The sequence below is a fragment of the Marmoricola sp. URHB0036 genome (assembly GCF_000426045.1).
GTDB lineage: Bacteria > Actinomycetota > Actinomycetes > Propionibacteriales > Nocardioidaceae > Marmoricola.
In genome coordinates, this window is record NZ_AUEP01000004.1 from 252,809 (window position 1) to 268,645 (window position 15,837).

General features: G+C 71.6%; 16 protein-coding genes. 8 read left to right on the top strand and 8 right to left on the bottom strand.

The window, feature by feature from the left end; all coding sequences use genetic code 11:
- Window positions 1-7: 7 nt before the first annotated feature.
- The gene (locus tag H976_RS0103840; RefSeq protein WP_027860464.1) at window positions 8-1,120 is read right to left on the bottom strand and encodes a family 16 glycosylhydrolase; all 1,113 of its coding nucleotides are present in this window, start codon (window positions 1,118-1,120) and stop codon (window positions 8-10) included.
- Window positions 1,117-3,321, bottom strand: coding sequence for a glycosyltransferase (locus H976_RS28475; protein ID WP_369758994.1), 2,205 nt, complete (start codon window positions 3,319-3,321; stop codon window positions 1,117-1,119). Before H976_RS28475 ends, H976_RS0103840 begins: the two co-directional genes overlap by 4 nt.
- On the opposite strand from H976_RS28475, the gene H976_RS30275 reads away from it, so the two are divergent.
- Window positions 3,271-4,221, top strand: a complete 951-nt coding sequence (locus H976_RS30275) for a hypothetical protein (protein WP_196803947.1) — start codon at window positions 3,271-3,273, stop codon at window positions 4,219-4,221. The two genes, H976_RS28475 and H976_RS30275, sit on opposite strands and share 51 nt — an antisense overlap.
- A 4-nt stretch (window positions 4,222-4,225) precedes the next feature.
- Here H976_RS30275 and H976_RS0103855 read toward each other — a convergent pair whose 3' ends face one another.
- The 4 genes from H976_RS0103855 to H976_RS0103870 all read right to left on the bottom strand — a co-directional run bounded on the left by H976_RS0103855 (window position 4,226) and on the right by H976_RS0103870 (window position 9,761).
- The gene (locus H976_RS0103855; RefSeq protein WP_027860466.1) at window positions 4,226-5,236 is read right to left on the bottom strand and encodes a hypothetical protein; all 1,011 of its coding nucleotides are present in this window, start codon (window positions 5,234-5,236) and stop codon (window positions 4,226-4,228) included.
- Between the two features lie 83 nt (window positions 5,237-5,319).
- A complete protein-coding gene (locus tag H976_RS0103860; protein WP_027860467.1) occupies window positions 5,320-6,894 on the bottom strand; it encodes a long-chain-fatty-acid--CoA ligase in 1,575 nt (524 codons plus the stop codon).
- A gap of 66 nt (window positions 6,895-6,960) precedes the next feature.
- Window positions 6,961-7,836, bottom strand: coding sequence for a DMT family transporter (locus H976_RS0103865; protein WP_027860468.1), 876 nt, complete (start codon window positions 7,834-7,836; stop codon window positions 6,961-6,963).
- A gap of 248 nt (window positions 7,837-8,084) precedes the next feature.
- On the bottom strand, window positions 8,085-9,761 hold the full coding sequence (locus tag H976_RS0103870; protein WP_027860469.1) for an ABC-F family ATP-binding cassette domain-containing protein: 1,677 nt from the start codon (window positions 9,759-9,761) through the stop codon (window positions 8,085-8,087).
- A gap of 61 nt (window positions 9,762-9,822) precedes the next feature.
- Between H976_RS0103870 and H976_RS0103875 the strand changes: the two genes are divergently transcribed.
- Entirely contained in the window at window positions 9,823-10,659 is an 837-nt protein-coding gene (locus tag H976_RS0103875) for a phosphotransferase (protein WP_027860470.1), read from the top strand.
- Between the two features lie 6 nt (window positions 10,660-10,665).
- Here H976_RS0103875 and H976_RS0103880 read toward each other — a convergent pair whose 3' ends face one another.
- On the bottom strand, window positions 10,666-11,520 hold the full coding sequence (locus H976_RS0103880; protein ID WP_027860471.1) for an alpha/beta hydrolase: 855 nt from the start codon (window positions 11,518-11,520) through the stop codon (window positions 10,666-10,668).
- Between the two features lie 158 nt (window positions 11,521-11,678).
- Between H976_RS0103880 and H976_RS0103885 the strand changes: the two genes are divergently transcribed.
- From H976_RS0103885 to H976_RS0103910, 6 genes are read left to right on the top strand one after another with little or no spacing between them, the layout of a single operon-like run.
- Entirely contained in the window at window positions 11,679-12,026 is a 348-nt protein-coding gene (locus tag H976_RS0103885; protein ID WP_027860472.1) for a hypothetical protein, read from the top strand.
- 39 nt (window positions 12,027-12,065) lie between these two features.
- Entirely contained in the window at window positions 12,066-12,341 is a 276-nt protein-coding gene (locus H976_RS24410) for a hypothetical protein (RefSeq protein ID WP_036224502.1), read from the top strand.
- Window positions 12,341-13,270 (top strand): FAD:protein FMN transferase, encoded by a 930-nt coding sequence (locus H976_RS0103895; protein ID WP_027860473.1) that lies wholly within the window; start codon window positions 12,341-12,343, stop codon window positions 13,268-13,270. The genes H976_RS24410 and H976_RS0103895 overlap by 1 nt, the downstream gene beginning before the upstream one ends.
- Window positions 13,267-13,830 carry a ferric reductase-like transmembrane domain-containing protein gene (locus H976_RS0103900; RefSeq protein ID WP_027860474.1) on the top strand — a complete coding sequence of 188 codons (564 nt, stop codon included), beginning with the start codon at window positions 13,267-13,269 and terminating at the stop codon, window positions 13,828-13,830. The genes H976_RS0103895 and H976_RS0103900 overlap by 4 nt, the downstream gene beginning before the upstream one ends.
- Window positions 13,827-14,984: an NADH-ubiquinone oxidoreductase-F iron-sulfur binding region domain-containing protein gene (locus tag H976_RS24415; RefSeq protein ID WP_051276151.1), complete on the top strand. Its 1,158-nt coding sequence runs from the start codon at window positions 13,827-13,829 to the stop codon at window positions 14,982-14,984. The genes H976_RS0103900 and H976_RS24415 overlap by 4 nt, the downstream gene beginning before the upstream one ends.
- Window positions 14,968-15,171 (top strand): ferredoxin, encoded by a 204-nt coding sequence (locus H976_RS0103910; protein ID WP_027860475.1) that lies wholly within the window; start codon window positions 14,968-14,970, stop codon window positions 15,169-15,171. Before H976_RS24415 ends, H976_RS0103910 begins: the two co-directional genes overlap by 17 nt.
- Here H976_RS0103910 and H976_RS0103915 read toward each other — a convergent pair.
- Window positions 15,168-15,770, bottom strand: coding sequence for a class I SAM-dependent methyltransferase (locus H976_RS0103915; protein ID WP_027860476.1), 603 nt, complete (start codon window positions 15,768-15,770; stop codon window positions 15,168-15,170). The genes H976_RS0103910 and H976_RS0103915 overlap by 4 nt on opposite strands.
- Window positions 15,771-15,837 lie beyond the last annotated feature (67 nt).

Sequence of the window (15,837 nt, forward strand, 5' to 3'; positions counted from 1 at the left end):
CGGGGTCTCAGTGTTGCCAGGCACGTACCCAGTCGACCTTCATCGTCGACGTCGTGGTGTTGAGCGCGGGCAGCTCCCAGTCGGAGGTGAGCAGGCTGAGGACGACGTACTCGCGGACCGCCACGCGCGCCTTGCTGGTCCGCATGGTCACGTGCCCGTCCATCCGGAAGACGTAGCCGCCGGGGTACCACTCGACCGACCACACGTGCCAGCCGGAGGACGGGGTGCGCCGCTTGCCCAACAGCTTCTTCACCGAGCGTCGGTTGCCGCCCACGCTGGTGAGCGCGCCCGTGGAGGAGGTCTTGTGGATGAAGCTGCTGATGCCGCCGTCGGACCGGTGGTCACCGAAGTACTCCGCCACGTCGATCTCGGCTCCGCCGCTCTCGGCCGCCTGCATCCAGAACGCGCCGTGCTGGCCGCGGCCGGCCTGGAACTTCAGACGTGCCGCGAACAGGCCATAACGCGCGCTGAACCCGGGCGTCGGCTCCCCGGTGCCGATCATGGCGTTCTTGAACACGCCGTGAGGACAGGCCCGCGTCTTTCCGCCGACGCGCCTGATCCCGAGGACCGCCTGCCCACTGCGCACGTGCACCAGGGCAGGACCAGGAGTCGCACACTGGCGCCGTCCGGTCGCTTCCTGCACGCGGGTGCGCCACTTGCCGGGGTCGAGGCGGGTGCCGGCGAACTCGTCACCCCAGACCTTGCGCCAGCGTGTGGAGGGCGTGGCCACCCGCGAGACCAGGCGACCACCGCGCCCGGACACGCTCACGGCGCGGTACTTCTGGCCGATCGACGTCGTCGGACTGAGCGCGAAGGCGAACGTGCCGGCGCGGCTCTGCCGGCCGGAGATGGCCGTGCGCCAGACCGCTCCGTCCCAGCGCTGGATGCTGACCCAGGCGCGCGGTCGGCGCGGCGAGAACGTGGCCACGCTCGCCACGAACGGCAGCCGGCTCAGCTGGATCGTGGCCCGAGCCGGCTTCGACCTCGCCGCAGCAGACGAGCTGGTCGCCGCGTTCGCGGGCTCGCGCCGGCCGGACTCGTCGTCCAGCTGCCCGCAGGCACTCAGCGCCGAGACGCACCCGAAGACCATGGACATCAGCCAGGCCGTTCGCTTCTTCATGTGGAAACCCGCTCCCGAACCAGCTCACGAAGCACAGCGACCGCTTGGTCGACGTCCCCGAGGGTCGACTCGTACTCGAACTGCAGCGAGCTCATCACACTACCCGGCTCGGCGATCGCCCAGATCGGCGTACCGCTGCCGCGATAGTCGGACAGCTTCGAGGGCAGGTAGGGATTGACGTCGTGGGACCCGGACGTGCGGGCGTCGTCGAGCACCAGGACGTCGAAGTGGGTGGTGAGGTTGAGGAACTCGAGGACCGGGCGGTAGTGGTGAGCGGTGACCGTGCCGGCCAGGCCCAGCCGGGCCAGCTCGAGCGTGAGCCGGGACGGGTCGGGGGTGTAGACGCGCAGGCGCAGCCGCTCGCGTTCGTCCTGGCGAAGCCGTAGCAGCGCCTGGACGAGGTCGCCCAGGTGGCGCGTCTGGTAGAACGCCCCGAAGTACGCCAGCTGCACCGCGTCATCGGTGCGGTCGAGATCGACCGGTGCGAGCTCGTAGAAAGGGCGCGGAAGTACGGGATGAGCGTGCACCTGTGAGATCTCCATCGCCCGCTGCGCCAGCGCGGGGTCCTCGCAGTGCTCGATCATCAGCCGGCGTTGCTGGTCGTTGGTGAAGGTGATCTCGTCGGCCAGTGCGTAGACGAGGCGCTCGACCCACTCGAAGAGTCGCAGACCCTCCTCCGGGCGGAGCACCGGTTGGTGGCCGGCAGCGCACATGGCGTCGGCCAGCTCGTGGGAGAGCCAGTCCCAGGCGACCTCGTCGGGTCGCTCCTCGCCGAAGATGTTGAACCGCATCGGGTCGGAGAACTCCGCCGTCCAGCGGATCTCGGGCCGACGTGCCTTGACCAGCGCGGCCGCGTAGTGCGAGGAGACCGCCATGGCCCGGCTGTACAGCGTGGCGTAGGAGCCCTGCTCGGCCTCCCACCGGTCGACGGTGGCGACCGCCTCCTTCGCGAACCGCGACAGGTGTGTCCAGCCGGTGAAGCTGGCTGTCCCCCGGACCACGTGGTGGCGGCCCAGGAACTCACCGGGGACACGGAGCGACAGCGGGTCCACGTCGCGGATCCACGACAGGTCGTGGCTCACCACGTCGGTCACCACTCCCCGGCCGCGGATGCGCTTGGCGGCGACCAGACCGCTGGTGTCGTTGTCGGGTGGGAAGCAGTAGCAGATGGCGAGGTCGCGGGCCAGCCCGGCGTTCACCGTCGACCACGGCACCTCGCGCACGCCCATCGTCTCGGCCTCCGCCACGACGCGGGGACGTTGGTCCGGGTGGGCGCGGAGATGGCTGTTGATCCCGGACGCCAGGTCCTCGGCCACCGCGCGGGCCACTCGCGCCACGGAGGGGTCGGTGCGCGGCACGCCCTCGAGAGCCCGCATGCACTCGAGTCGTCGTACGACGTCGAAGAACCCGTCATCACCCTGGCTGCTGCTCGGGCGCGTCATGCGGTGGTACGTCGCGTCGTCGCCGGCTCGCAGCACGCGGAAACGGAACTGCCGTTGCGCGAACAGGGACAGCCAGTAGGCGTGGTCCGCACCGCTGCGCAGGCCGGGGTCGACGACTGCGGAGCGGGCGAGCTCGGTGCTCACCAGGGTGCCGGTGTGGGAGCCGAACAACGCAGGCAGCTCGCTGGCCAGCAGCGTCCGACCTGCGACGCGCCGAAGAGCGGGGTCGGTCGACCCACGCCCGTCCGGTTCGGCGACCACCGCCACCGTCACGACGCCCGGATCGGCTTCCTCGAGCAAGGCCTCGAGGTAGTCAGGGCCCGGGCGGTCGTCGGGGTCGACGACGGTCAGGTAGTCGCCCCGCGCGGCCGCGATGCCGACGTTGCGCGCCTGGCCTTCGTCGGGCCCGCGCGCCTCCACCATGCGGAGGTTCAGGCGGGAGTGCTTCGCTCGCAGATCGTCCACCAGCGCGGGGATCTCGGCATCGTTGCCCGGGTGGACGACGACCACCTCGACGCGGTCTGGGGACACCGTCTGCGCCACGAGCGAGGCGAGGCACTCGCGCACTCGCTGCGCGCCTCGGAACGTCGGGACCACTACGCTGACCGATGGACTCACCAGCCGCGGGGCGGGTGAGGTAGATCCTCCACCACGGGTGATCCCCACATTCCTCCTTTCGGGTCGCCTTCCACAGCCAGGGAGTTCCACGTGACGATAGACGATGGCCGCGGCACCCACCGTCGCGTCGCGGTGGGCCACAGCCGCGAGTCGGCTGCCGCTGCGTTCGGTCGACAGGACGCGGACCTGTTCGTCACCAGCTATGCCGACCTCGAGGAGGAGGTCGACCCCGACCAGCTGGTGGAGCTCGGCCTCGTCCTCGACGGGGACTTCACCGCGGCGCTGGAGGCCGCCTGTGCCCGGCTCGTCGCCGGCGGTGCGGCGCTGCGCATCGCCGTACGACCCGGTGCGCACGCCGGCCTGGACGACCTGCTCGATCGGAGCGGCGTCACCATCACCGACGCGGAGCGTGTCGACGAGTCGGTGCTGCTGAGCCTGGCGCCGTCCACCGCTGACCACACGGGTCAGGTCGGCGCGGTCCTGGCGGCGCTCGACGCCGGCGCAGACGCGGGCACCGACGCTGCGCCGGAGCGGCCGGTGCAGCGTTCGGTCCACCACGTCGGCAAGAGCCGGCCGACGCCGAAGCTGCTGTCGACGCTGGCCCGGGCCGACCGCTGGCGCGCGAGTCGGCGGCGACGGCTGGTTCTCGGCGTGACCGCGCTGGTGGTCGTGCTGGCGCTGCTCCTGCCCGGGCTGCTGCCGGACTCACCCCAGGTGCTGGTGAGCATCGCGCTACCGCTCCTGATCGTGCTGGTCGCGGTCGGTACGGCGGTGACGGCGTACACCGTGCTGCTGCTGGCCCGGCAGGTGCACGTGCAGACCGGTCGACTGGAGCGGATGCTGCTGCGCAACCGCGAGGTCGTGCACGAGCGCTCCACCGCGCTGGCCAAGCGCCTCGACGCCGTGGAGGAGGCGCAGTCGCGGCTGCCGTTCCTGGAGCAGTACGTCGAGGCGGTGGCCGAGGGCAGCGCGGCCTCCTCGACGCGCCTGCGCGACCTGCTCGACCGGCTCGATGCCGAGGACGCCACCGCGCGCGACTAGGTGACTAGCCGTGGGTGGCCCTGCTCGCCTGCTCGAAGCGCACGCGGGTGGTGGTGAGCCCGACACGCAGCGGCTGGCTGTCGTCGTAGAAGTCGGTGCCCCAGAGGAAGTAGCCGGAGGCGGCCATGGCCGCGCGACGACTGTGCGAGAGCCGGTATCGGCCGTCGGTGTGCAGTGCGACGGTCTCACCCGAGGGGTCGACGTGCACGAGGTAGGCGTCACCGTGGTCACTGCCGCTGGCCGGCCTCCAGGCGAAGTGCTCGGCCCCATTCGACCAGCAGGTGTAGCCGGGCAGGCAGCTGGTGAGCCAGGCCGGTGGCGACGGGGCCGCGAGGGCGTCGACCGTGCCGGGACCGATCGGTTCGAGCTCCTTGGAGACCGCGACCCTGCCGCCGATCGCCTTCGGCCCGAAGAGCTGCTTCAGCGGTGAGGGACCGAGGTAGCGCCAGTCGTGCTCCCACCCGAAGATGAAGCCGGTGACCACTGTCTGGTCGTTGTTCGGGACCTCGTCGAGCTCACCCGGCTTGCGCTCGCCACCGCTCCAGTGCGCCACGTGGCCTCCGTCGGCGATCGCCTGGGGGCTGGTGCGCAGCCGCAGCCGCTGGTCGCGCACCAGGTCGGTCAGGGCCTGCACGGACGGCTGCAGCTTCAGCTTGCGCGGATCGCGGGTGATGTCCGGGCCGGCCAGCAGCGCGGTGGTCAGCGCGCCGTCGCGCTCGAACGCGACGGCGACGACCCCCGGGTCCTCCTCGGGCTCCACGAGATCCCACCTCAGCTGGGCGCCGTCACCCAGGTCGGCGCACTGGTCGTCGCTGCAGGCGGGCAGGTGGCTCGAGCGCTGCAGGGTGACCCGCACCAGGTCACCGTCGTCCTCGCCCCCGCCGTGGTAGCGGAAGTCCGCTCCGACATAGCCCGCCGGCGAGTTCTCGTCGACGTACGTCGCCTGCCGGTGGGTCGTCCGGGCCGAGAGGTGGTCGAGCATCACCGCGGCGATCGCGCGCGAGGTGATCGGCACCCGGTCGCCGGGCGGAGGCAGGTCGGTGGAGCTCGCGCTGCCACACCCTGTCAGCAGAGCGAGCGCGAGCAGCAGGGGCAGCGTCAGACGGTGGATCTGTCGCGCCCCTCCCAGTAGGGCTTGCGCAGGTCACGCTTGAGGATCTTGCCGGTCGGGTTGCGCGGCAGCGCCTCGATGATGTCCACGCTCTTCGGGCACTTGTAGTGGGCCAGGTGCTCACGGCAGAAGGCGATCAGCTCCTCCTCGGTCGCCTCGGTGTCCGGCTTGAGGGAGACCACGGCCTTGACCGTCTCGCCCCAGCGATCGTCGGGTACGCCGATGATGGCGACCTCGGCCACCGCGGGGTGCTCGGCCAGCACGCGCTCGATCTCGGGCGAGTAGATGTTCTCCCCACCCGAGATGATCATGTCCTTGAGCCGGTCCTCGACGTAGACGAACCCGTCGGCGTCGACCTTGCCCATGTCGCCCGTGCGGAACCAGCCGTCCTCGGTGATCACCTCGGCCGTGGCCTCGGGCTTGTTCAGGTAGCCCTGCATCAGCTGCGGCGTACGGAACCAGAGCTCGCCGTTCTCCCCGGTCGGCACCTCCTCCAGCGACTCGGGATCGACGACCTTGAGCTGGGCCTGCGGGATGAGCCGTCCGGCACTGACCAGCCGCTCCGGGTGGGCGTCGTCGCGGTGCGCATCGGGCAGCAGGTGGGTGATCACGCCGCACAGCTCGGTCAGGCCGTAGACCTGGAGGAAGTCGGTGTCGGGCCAGGCCTTGATCGCGGCGCGCAGCAGCGGCATCGGCATCGGCGCGGCGCCGTAGCAGTAGGTCTTGAGCTGGCCGAACAGCTTGATCGCGTCATCCCCGGACTGCAGCACCTGGGCGAGCACGGCCGGCACCAGGAAGGTGCGGTTGGCGCCCTGCATGATCGCGCCGGCCAGCGAGGCACCGTCGGGGTCGCGGGTCATCACGCTCGGCACGCCGTCGTGGATGCCGAACAGGACGTACGACGAACCGCCGACGTGGAACAGCGGCATCGAGACCATGTTCTTGTCGCCGTCGTCGAATCCCCAACCCTCATGGGCGTTCAGGGTGTGCGCGACCATGTTGGCCTGCGAGAGGGTGACTCCCTTGGGGCGCCCCGTCGTACCGCTGGAGTACATCACCAGGCAGACGTCGTCGGGTGTGACCTCGGGGTCGCGTCCGACCGGCTCGGCGGCCGCGAGCATGGCTTCGTACTCGTCGCCGTCGCCGCCCTCGGGCGCCACCTCGATGACGTGCTCGACATTCGTGAGCCGGTCGCGGATCTTCTCGATCTGCGGCATCAGCTCGGTGCCGACGAGGAGCAGCCTGGCCCCCGAGTCGTTGACCGCGTAGTCGATCTCGTCGCCGGCCAGACGGAAGTTGATGATCGCGTTGGCGGCGCCGATGCTGGCCGCCGCCATGGTCAGCTCGACGCACGCCGGATGGTTCTTGTCGAGGAAGGACACCACGTCGCCACGGCCGATCCCCTTCGCCTTCAGGGCACCGGCCAGGCGGCGTACGCGCCCCTCCCACTCGGCCCACGTCCACGTGCGACCGAGGTACGTGAACGCCTCGCCGTCCGGGTTCACCTCGGCCCAGTGGGCCAGTCGGTCGTCGAGGAACGTCGGGTCGGCCAGCTCGGTCATGGGCAGAGCGTGACACAGGCCACACGGTCATGTCCTCTCCTCAGGGTCCTCTCCTCAGCGTCCCCCTCAGGCGGACTCGATCTGGCCCGGTTCCTCGGGTCGTCGTACGCCCATGACGATCGCACTGGCGACCACCACGAGCACAAGGCCGACCACCTGTGCGGGGTGCAGGGTCTGGTCGAGCACCACGAACCCCGCCACCGCGGCCACCGCCGGCTCGAGGGAGAGCAGGATCCCGAACACGTTGGCTGCCAGCCGGCGCAGGGCGAGCAGCTCGAGGGAGTACGGCAGCAACGAGGACAGCACCGCCAGGCCGAGGCCCTTGACGACGTGCTCGCGGGTCCAGAGGTCGCTGCTCGCCAACCCGGCCGGCAGCACCACGATCGTGGACACGACCAGGGCCAGGGCCAGGCCGTCGAGCTTCGGGAACTCGGCACCCGTGCGCCCGCTCAACAGGATGTACGCCGCCCACATCACCCCCGCCGTGGCCGCGAGGGTCAGCCCGATCCAGCTGAGCTCGTCGAGGGGCACGGTGAACACCTCGGAGATCAGCAGTACTCCGCCCCCGGCCGCCGCCACCGCCACGTAGTCGAGCGCTCGTCTCGACAGCACCGTCGTCAGCACCAGCGGACCGAGGAACTCGACGGTCACCGCGACCCCCAGCGGCAGGTGCGCCAGCGACCCGTAGAAGCTCCAGTTCATCAGTCCGAGCACCACCCCGAACACCACGACGGTCAGCCACGCCCGTCGCGAGTGGCCGACCAGCCGCGGCCGCGCCAGCGGCAGCAGGATCAGCGCCGAGAACGCGATCCGCAGCAGCACCGATCCGCCCGCCCCGATCTCCGGGACCAGGGTGGCCGCCAGCGCCGCGCCGAACTGCACCGAGACCACTCCGCCGAACACCAGCAGCGGAGCGGGAACGACGACGGACCCTCGAGGCACGACCGCCACCCTAGGTCTCCCCACCCTCCCCCCGCCGACCGGGCACAAACGGTTGGCCGTACGACGCCCACCGGGCACAAACGGTTGGCCGTACGACGCCCACCGGGCACAAACGGTTGGCCGTACGACGCCCACCGGGCAGAAATGGCTGGCCGAGACCAACCACGATTGCCCTCTCGGCGGGCTCCTACCAACCAAAATCCCCCGGTCAGCGCACTGCCGCCAACCAGAAGTGCCCGGTCGGGGAGCTAGCGCGTGCGCTGGACCCGGCCCTCGTCCCAGACCGGGCCGTCGGACTCGTAGACCGAGCCGTCGGCGCCGTAGACGAGGTAGCGGTCGAAGTCGCGGGCGAACCAGCGGTCGTGGGTGACCGCGAGCACGGTGCCCTCGAACCGCTCGAGCCCCTCCTCCAGGGCCTCGGCCGACTCCACGTCGAGGTTGTCGGTCGGCTCGTCGAGGAGCAGCAGGGTGGCGCCGGACAGCTCGAGCAGCAGGATCTGGAAGCGCGCCTGCTGACCGCCGGACAGGGACTCGAACCTCTGGTCGGCGGCGTGCGCCAGCTCGTAGCGGTCGAGCGCGCGAGAGGCCGGCTCACGCGGCATCCCGTCACGATGGTCGTCACCGCGGTGCAGGATCTCGAGCAGCGTGCGGCCCATCAGCTCGGGGTGAGCGTGCGTCTGCACGAACCAGCCCGGCCGCACCCGCGCGCCGAGCTTGGCCCGGCCCTGGTGCGTCACCGGCGCCACCGGGGTGTCGCTCACCGGCCGGTGCTCCACGTCGGGGTCGCTGCCTCCGGCCGCCAGCAGTCGCAAGAAGTGGGACTTGCCCGACCCGTTCGAGCCGAGTACGGCGACCCGCTCGCCATACCAGACCTCGAGGTCGAACGGCTTCATCAGCCCGGTCAGCTCGAGGTCCTCGCACACCACCGCGCGCTTGCCGGTGCGACCACCCTTGAGCCGCATGCTCACCTGCTGCTGTCGCGGCTGCGCGGTCGGCGGACCGGCCTCCTCGAACTTGCGCAGCCGCGTCTGGGCGGCGTGGTAGCGCGAGGCCATCCCGTCGTTGTACGTCGCCTTCTGCTTCAGCGTCTGCACCAGCACCTTGAGCTTGGTGTGCTCCTCCTCCCAACGCCGGGTCAGCTCCTCGAAGCGGGCGAACCGGTCGCGCCGCGCCTCGTGGTACGACGCGAAACCACCCGGATGCGTCCACACCGAGTTGCCGGCAGCCCCGAGCTCGACGGTCACCACCCGGGTCGCGGTGTTGTTCAACAGCTCGCGATCGTGGCTGATGAACAGGATCGTCTTGGGCGACTCCTGGATCCGACCCTCGAGCCAGATCTTCCCGGGTACGTCGAGGAAGTTGTCCGGCTCGTCGAGCAGCAGCACCTGGTCGGGACCGGCGAGCAGGTACTCCAGCACCAGCCTCTTCTGCTCCCCACCACTGAGGGTGTCGAGGTCGCGGTACTTCGCCTTCTCGTAGCCCACCCCGAGGGCCGTCGTACAGCAGGTGTCCCAGACGACCTCGATCTCGTAGCCGCCGGCATCGGCGAACTCGGAGAGTGCCGTGGCGTAGGCCATCTGGGTCGCCTCGTCGTCGGTGTCCATCAGCTTCAGCTCGAGTCGATCGACCTCGGCGGCCGCCGCCCGGACCCGGGGCGGCGAGACCGACAGCAGCATCTCGGCCACCGTGGTGGAGCCGCGCGCCACCAGCTGTCGCATCACGCCGAGACCGCCAGTGCGCGTGACGGCACCGGTCTTGGGAGTCAGCTCACCGGTGATGATCCGCAGCAGGGTGGTCTTGCCGGCGCCGTTGGCCCCCACCAGCGCCACCTTCGCGCCCTCGCCCACCCGGAACGACACGTCGTCGAGGAGCACCCGGCCGTCGGGCAGCTCGAATCGCACGCCGGCGACGTCCACATGGCCCATGGAACGTCATCCTCCCGGCACCCCGCCCCGCTGTCATCCGGGTTTCGGCCATGATCGCTGGGTGCACGCGCTCCCGGACACCTGGCCCGTCGAGGTCACCGACGCCGTCATCGCGGTCGTGGGCGAGGTCCGCGACAGCCAGCCGCTGACCGGGCTCAGCGGCCGGGCGGTACGCCGTGTCGACGGCGAGCGCGCCAGCGTCGTGGTCAAGGGTGACGTGCACCCGCGCGAGCTGGCCTTCTACGTCCACGCAGCTCCCCGGGTCGCGGACCTGGTGCCGAGGCTGCACGGGTACGTCGAGACCGGCGAGGCAGGGTGGCTCGTCCTGGAGCACCTGCCCGGACCGCTTCCCCGCGAGCTGTGGACCAGCCCGGCGGTGTACGACGTCCTCGCCACCCTGCACACCGTCGCGGACGTGTACGGCGGACTGGACGACCCGTTCCGTCCGGAGTGGACCGACGCGATGACCACGACGGCACAGCGTGCACTCGGGATCGACCTCGCGCGGCTCGCCCACGACACCCGCGGTCTGCTCTCCGGCGACACTCCTGTCTCGGGCGACCCCAACCCCCGCAACTGGGGCGTCCGTGCGGACGGCAGCGTCGCCCTCTTCGACTGGGAGCGCGCCGGTCTCTCGAGTCCCGCTGTCGACGTCGCGATCACGCTTCCGGGGCTCCCCACGCGGCGCGAGGCCGACGACGCCGCAGCGGCGTACTCCTCCGCCCGGCAACGCCTGGGCGCCCCGCTCGAGGTGCCGCTGCGCGCCCACTCGTTGCTGTTGCTCAAGCTGTGGACGGCCGTGGAGCTGCTCGACGAGCACCGCCCGCACGAGGCGCTGCGCGGCACCCGGCAATGGCTCATCGAGGCGCTGCCGGCGTGGATCGCGAGCTGGGCCTGACGCCGCTCAGGCAGCAGCGCCGTGCTTGTCGAGGAACGCCAACGAAGCGTCCGCGACCTCACGCCAGTGGCTGTCGATCACCAGCGAGTGCCCGACGCCGGGGATCTCCTTGATCTCGGTGGAGCTGGCGTTCTTCCGCTGCCGCTTGTACGCCGCGTTGGCCAGCGCCCACGGGACGATGTGGTCCTTCTCGCCGGAGATCACCAGCATCGGTCCGCGATCGGGGTTGCTCGCGTCGGCCTTGGCCTCCGTCCTCCAGTCGAGGTTGGCCGTCGCGGCCTGGAAGAGCGGCCGCCCCGGCGCCGGCACGTGGTAGGTCTCGTAGAGGTGGTGCGCCTCCTCCTCGCTGACGGCGTTGGCGAAGCCGTAGCGGAACTGGTCGAAGGTCAGGGTCACCGCCTTGCTGCGGTTGGCCGGGTTGCCGAGCACGGGGAAGGACGCCTTCAGCGCCGAGAACGGCAACGGCAGCACCCCGCGGCTGGGCGCCGGGTCGATGGAGACGGTCGCGAGGGAGAGGCCGCGGCCGGCCACGATCTGGGCCAGCAGTCCGCCGAAGGAGTGCCCGACCACGATCGGCTTGCGCTGCAGGTCGCCGATCACCTCGGCGACGTGGTCGGCGACCTGGCCGACCCCCTTCTTGGCGAAGACGCTCGGGTCGGCGTGCGCTGCCTCGTAGTCGGCCGGGTCGTCGGGCCAGTCGACCGCGACGGTGGCGTACCCCTTCTCCTCGAACAGTCTGCGCCAGGGCTCCCAGCTGCCGGCGAGCAGCCAGAGGCCGTGGATGAACAGGACGGGCTGACGCCCGGACTCGTTGGCGGTCGCGACCTCTTCTGCTTCGCGGGGTGTGACGGTGGTGGTCATCGGTGATCCTTCGCGGAGTGCTTGCGGACGGACACGGTGAGGCCACCAGCATCTTCCGCGGGCCGCGTCCGCGCCAGAGCGCACTAGTCCATCAGGCCCACACGCACTGACCAGAGCACTCACAGCCGAGGCACAGGACTCCGTCGCACCGTAGGGCCATGAGCACTCCTGGAGAGACGGGCAGCGAGCGCGAGGAGCAGCTGAGGCGTACCCGTTCGGTACGCCGCGGCGTCGTCGCCGCAGGCGCCACCGGAGCCCTCGGGGTCGCGATCGCCATCGGGGCGACCATCCATGGCGCCGGCTCAACGAACTCGACGACGCCCAGCACAGGCACCACGGAGGACCAGTCGCGCCCGCAGCTCGCGACCCCCGAAGAGGACGACGACGACGGTGGCTTCCAGGCTCCCGATGACCAGCAGCTCCAGAACCAGCAGGTACCCCAGCGTGGCCAGCTCGCCGCCCCGGGTGGCAGCACCCCCGCGCAAGGCCACTCGAGCGGTTCCTGACCAGCTCCACGACCGCACGACCACCACGAGAGGACCATCATGGACGAGCACGACAACCAGGCCCGGCAACGCAGCCAGGCCACCCGACGCACGGGCCGCATGCGGGCATTGGCCGTCGGCGGCGCGCTGGCGACGTCGCTCGCCGCCACCGGAGCGATCATGGCCACACCTGCCACGACGACCGACACCTCGACGGGCACCTCGTCGAGCACGTCGTCGGGCACCAGCACCTCCACGGACAGCTCGAGCAGCTCCTCCGCGCTGGCCACCTCGGGCAGCTCCGGCAGCAGCCACGCGACCACGAGCGGGTCGTGATGAGTACGCCGACCCTGGCCAGCCGCGACTGGGAGCTCTGGAGCACCTCGTGCCGCCTGGTGGTGACCGATCCGGCCGCCCTGCCCTCCGCTCGGGCGCTGGTCGACTGGCTGCTCGCCGAGATCGAGAGGGCCTGCAGCCGGTTCCGCCCCGACAGCGAGCTGATGACCCTCGCGCGCAACCACGAAGGTGGCGCCGAGCTGAGTCCGCTGCTGGCCGACCTGATGGCCGATGCGCTCGAGGCAGCCCGCGAGACCGACGGCGCCGTCGACCCCACCCTGGGCTCGGTGCTCGTCGGACTGGGCTACGACACCGACCTCGAGGAGGTACGCCGCCGCGAGTCCACGAAGGAGCGACCCCGGGTCACGGTCGTACGCCGCGCCGCCGGCTGGCGCACCCTCACCCTCGAGGGCCCTCACCTCCAGCTGCCGCCCGGGCTGCAGCTCGACCTGGGCGCGACTGCCAAGGCCGGTGCCGCTGACCGGTGCGCCCGGCTGGTGGCGTCCTGTCTCGAGACCGGTGTCCTGGTCAGCCTCGGCGGTGACATCGCCACGGCCGGTCCCGCTCCGGAGGGTGGGTGGCAGGTGCTCGTGCAGGACCTGCCCAGCGACGTACCCCAGCAGATCACGCTCGCCGCCGGGGCAGCCGTCGCGACGTCGAGCAGCGCCCGGCGTACCTGGACCCAGGCCGGCCGCCCACGCCACCACCTCGTCGACCCGCGCACCGGGTTGCCGGCCACCGGTCCCTGGCGCAGCATCACCGTGGTCGCCCCGACGGCGCTGAAGGCGAACACGGCGACGACGGCCGCCATGGTGAAGGGCCGCGACGCCCTGGCCTGGCTGCGCGGCACCGGGCTGCCGGCCCGACTGGTGCCCCAGCACGGCGGGCTGGTCACCCTGGGTGGCTGGCCTCGGGAGGCGGCGGCATGAACGAGGCACTGTGGGCCCTCGGGCGCGGGACAGGGGTGGTCGCGCTGGTCGTGTTCACGCTGAGCATCGTCCTGGGCATCCTCAGCCGTTCGGGACGCCCGGTCGCGGGTCTGGGCCGGTTCGGCCTCAACGAGGTGCACCGCACGGCCGCGTTGACCGGCGTCGGCCTGATCGCCGTGCACGTCGGATCCCTGTTCCTCGACCCCTACGCCCAGCTCCACCTCGTCGATGCGGTGGTGCCGTTCCTCGGCAGCTTCCGGCCGCTGTGGCAGGGCCTGGGCACGCTCGCGGTCGACCTGCTCGCCGTGGTCACCGTCGTCAGCCTGCTGCGCCGCTGGGTCGGCCCCCGCATCTTCAGGGCCGTGCACTGGCTCACCTACGCGCTCTGGCCGGTGGCCATGCTGCACGCGCTCGGCAACGGCACCGACGCCTGGTCACTCTGGATGGACACGGTCGCCGTGCTCTGCACCGGCGCGGTCGCGGCCGCCGTGACCTGGCGCCTGCTCCCGTCGTACGCCGAACGCGGCCGCTCACGCATCGCGAGGGTGGTGACTCGATGAGCACCCTGCTGACCAGCACCGACCGGCTGCTCGGGCCGGCCCCGGAGTACCCGCTCCCCCACCTCGAGGCCCCCGAGCTGATCCGACTGGTCGAGGAAGCCGGTCTGACCGGACGCGGTGGAGGCGGCTTCCCCACCGCCCGCAAGCTGGCGTCGGTGGCCGGGCACCTCCCCGTCGTCGTCGGCAACGCGATGGAGGGCGAGCCGCTCAGCGCCAAGGACGCACTCCTGCTCGCCCGATCCCCCGGTCTCGTCGTCGACGGCCTGTCCCTCGTCGGTGCGGCCCTCGGCGCGAAGCGGCTCGTGCTCGCCCTCGGACCACGGATCCCCGCCGAGCCGGTGCAGCTCGCGGCCCGGGGCACGCGGGTCGAGGTGCGGCTGCTGCCCGGTGGGTTCGTGGCCGGGCAGGAGTCCGCACTGGTCAACCTGCTGGACGGCCGCCCCGGCGTGCCCTCCGACCCGCGGGTGCCGGTCTTCCACCGGGGCGTCGACGGGCGACCGACCCTGGTGCTGAACGCCGAGACGCTCGCCCAGCTGGCCCTGATCGCCCGCAACGGCGCCGCCTGGTTCCGGGCTGTGGGCACCCCGTCGGACCCCGGCACCTTCCTGGCCACGATCAGCGCCACCGGCCCCACGACCCTGAGGCACCCCGGTGTGCTCGAGATCGCACGCGGCCTGCCGTTGCGCTCGGCCCTCCGGACGGCCGGCGCCGACCTCGACCGGGTCACCGGCGTCCTGGTCGGCGGCTACCACGGAGCCTGGGTGCCGCCCGACGCGGACGTGCTGCTCACCGTCGACGACCTCGCCAGGTTCCGGGCGTCGCCGGGCGCGGGCGTCCTCCTCGTCCTCGACCGGGACACCTGTCCGCTGGCGCACGCGGCGACCATCGCGCGGTACCTCGCGGGGCAGAGTGCCCGTCAGTGCGGTCCCTGTGTCAACGGGATGCCGCTGCTGGCCGACGCCCTGGCCCGGCTCGCCTCGCCGGGGACGGCGACGACCGTCACCGAGGTCGAGCGGCTCCGCGGGCTGGTCGACGGACGCGGCGCCTGCGCCCACCCGGACGGGACGGCGCGGTTCGTGGCCAGCACGATGCAGGTCTTCGCCGCCCACGTGCAGCAGCACCTGGAAGGAGCCTGCGATGCGGATCCACGTTGACTGGACCCGGTGCGACGGCCACGGCGCCTGCGCCGAGCTGCTGCCCGAGCTGCTGACCACCGACGACTGGGGCTTCCCGCTGGTCACCGGGGACGAGCGGGACCCGCAGGTGACCGTCTCGCTCGCGGGGCACGCCCGCCGGGCGGTGAAGGCCTGCCCGTTGCAGGCGCTGAGGCTCGTGGACTAGGAGGCCGGCCGGGACTCCAGCACGCGAAACCCCTTGGCGCTGGACAGCTTCTCGGTCGGGTAGCCCTGCTCGCCCAGCCAGCTGGCCAGCGAGTCCGAGCCGAGGTTCTTGCCGACCACCATCAGCGCCCGGCCCTCGGGGCGCAGCCGCGGCAGCCAGGCGAGCAGCAGCTCGTGGAGGGCGTCCTTGCCGACCCTGATCGGGGGGTTCGACCAGATCTCGTCGTACGACGCAGCGGGGTCGACCTCGTCCGGCAGCACCGCCGTGAACCGGTCGGCCACCCCGAGGCGCTCGGCGTTCTCGCGGGCCAGCAGCAGGGCCCGCTCGTTGACGTCGACCGCCGTCACCCGGGCCTCCGGCACGGCGACCGCGATGGCCAGCCCGATCACGCCGTAGCCGCAGCCGAGGTCGAGCACCTCGCGTGCGTCCTCGGGAGGTGCCGCCTCACGCAGCAGCACGCCGGTGCCGATGTCGAGCCGACCCTGGGCGAACACCCCGGAGCCCGAGGTCAGCTCCAGCCAGTGCCCCCAGACGTTCGTGCGGACCGGCACCCGCTTGAAGGGAGTGGTCGGGTCCGCGGTGAAGTAGTGCTCGTCCACGAGACCTCCTTACGTGCCGTTCGGCGTCCACACCCACGCGCCGCCGCCAACCTATCCACAGGTCCGG